Source organism: Peribacillus sp. (genome assembly GCF_059453735.1).
On the sequence record NZ_JAZVJO010000138.1, the window covers coordinates 1 to 1,972 of the forward strand.

The window sequence follows — 1,972 nt, forward strand, 5'->3', positions numbered from 1 at the left end:
CCTGAAACAATCGTGTCAACATTTGCTTTACAGATTAAAATAATGAAGGCTGCAGCGGAAAGCATTATCATTTCAATTGTTACAGGCATAGCCATTCGAGTAAACTCGCCATCGATGGTCCAGCCTGGTCGTAAGGCTTCGATGGATCCAAACAACACGACCAATACGGCGGCAATGAGGAAAATAATAACCGATGACTTTGAACCCTTAGAGGCAACAAACTCTTTTTTATCTTTTCTAATAGGAGCCAAACCCTCTTCTAACCGTTGTAAATAAATCGGATCTTCATTTAGCTCTTTCCCCATTTTACTTGAAACAAAAGCAGCAAGCATACAAGCAATAAACGTAGAAGGAATCGTAATAAGTAAGATATCTAGTAATGTGATATTAAAGTCTGTTAATAAAGCTAAAAGTGCGACAGTTGCCGCTGATATCGGGCTTGCCGTAATCGCTTGTTGTGAGGCAATAACCGCAATGGACATCGGTCTTTCAGGCCGTACACCTGATTCACGCGAGACTTCTGCGATAACAGGTAAGACAGAATAAGCAACATGTCCAGTACCAGCACAGAAAGTGAAGAGATACGTGACGATTGGTGCAACATACGTAATATACTTAGGGTTTTTTCGCAAGGCCTTTTCCGCAAGATAAACGAGGTACTCAAGTCCTCCAGCAGCTTGAAGCGCACCAGCGGCTGTAATGACAGCTAAAATCATCAACATAACGTCGATGGGCGGGGAAGTCGGCTGTAAGCCAAAGATAAAGACAAATATCGCGATTCCTACGCCACCCATAACCCCAAGTCCCAATCCACCGATTCGAGCACCTATGATAATACATCCGAGTAAAATGAATAAATGAATCCAGAACATAATGTCGTCTCCTTAAATTGCAAGATTTAAATAGCTTGCACCTCTATTTTATACCAATACGTTCAAGGTGCTGCCCCAAATAAGGAACTTTTTATGAATTTTCTGTTTTTGTGCATACCCTATAGGATCTTCCTGGGACGGGAAAACACGAACTTGTTCATAATTTTATTGTTCCCATTCTACAGGAACTCTTACCTGATGAACAGTTCAAAGTATTGTCCTGACGCTAAGTGAGACAAAAGGCCAAGCGAGATAAGGACTATTTTCTCATTTGGCAAAACCACGAATATACAAGCAAAAAAAATTAGTATAATAAAAACAGATTTTGTTTAGGAGGGAATAAAATGTTGATAGGACATATAAAGGAAATTGTTCGCCATCCTATAAAATCATTTTATGGAGAAAGTGTAAAAAATACGAACGTTATGGAATATGGATTATATGGAGATCGCAGCCATGCTTTTTTAGATGAAACACGACCAGGAAAATATGTTACCATCACACAATGCCCAAATATGGCGAGATATAAAGCAAAATTCTTGGGAGAAGAAACAATGCATGAATATCCCTTAATCGAAATAACTACACCTGAGGGGAAGCTAGTGAATTGGGGAGATGAAGGATTAACCAAACAAATAGAAGCTGAATCAAATCGATCCGTATCCCTAGTGAAGTATTCACCCACTGATGTACCTATAGGGGCCATTGAATTGGAACATCTTCAACTGATATCGGATGCATCCCTAAATGCATTGCAGAAAATATGGGATAAAGAAACACTCAATCATAGGCGCTTTCGGCCAAACTTAATCCTCGCCTTAAACGAACAAACCCCATTCATGGAAGAAATGTGGTTTGGCAAGACATTAAAAATAGGAAAACAAGTGGAGATACAGGTAAAGAGACACTGTGAACGATGTATGATTATAACGGTTAATCCTGACAATGCGGAACGGGACCCATCTTTACAAAAAACTGTGTTAAACCAACGCAATAATCATTTTGGCGTATATGCTTCCGTGATGCAAACAGGGGAAATACAAGTGGGAGATGAAGTGGTACTGGTTGATAGATGATTCTGAGCCTTGCTGCATGTATGT

At 39.8% G+C, this 1,972-nt stretch carries 2 protein-coding genes; one reads left to right on the plus strand and one right to left on the minus strand.

The genetic code is table 11. The features are described from left to right. Window positions 1-872 (minus strand): anaerobic C4-dicarboxylate transporter family protein (locus AC52RT_RS04645; RefSeq protein ID WP_495539673.1); only part of this gene is annotated, 872 nt, incomplete at its 3' end. 344 nt (window positions 873-1,216) lie between these two features. On the opposite strand from AC52RT_RS04645, the gene AC52RT_RS04650 reads away from it, so the two are divergent. Beyond that, the gene (locus AC52RT_RS04650; protein ID WP_495539674.1) at window positions 1,217-1,948 is read left to right on the plus strand and encodes an MOSC domain-containing protein; all 732 of its coding nucleotides are present in this window, start codon (window positions 1,217-1,219) and stop codon (window positions 1,946-1,948) included. Window positions 1,949-1,972 lie beyond the last annotated feature (24 nt).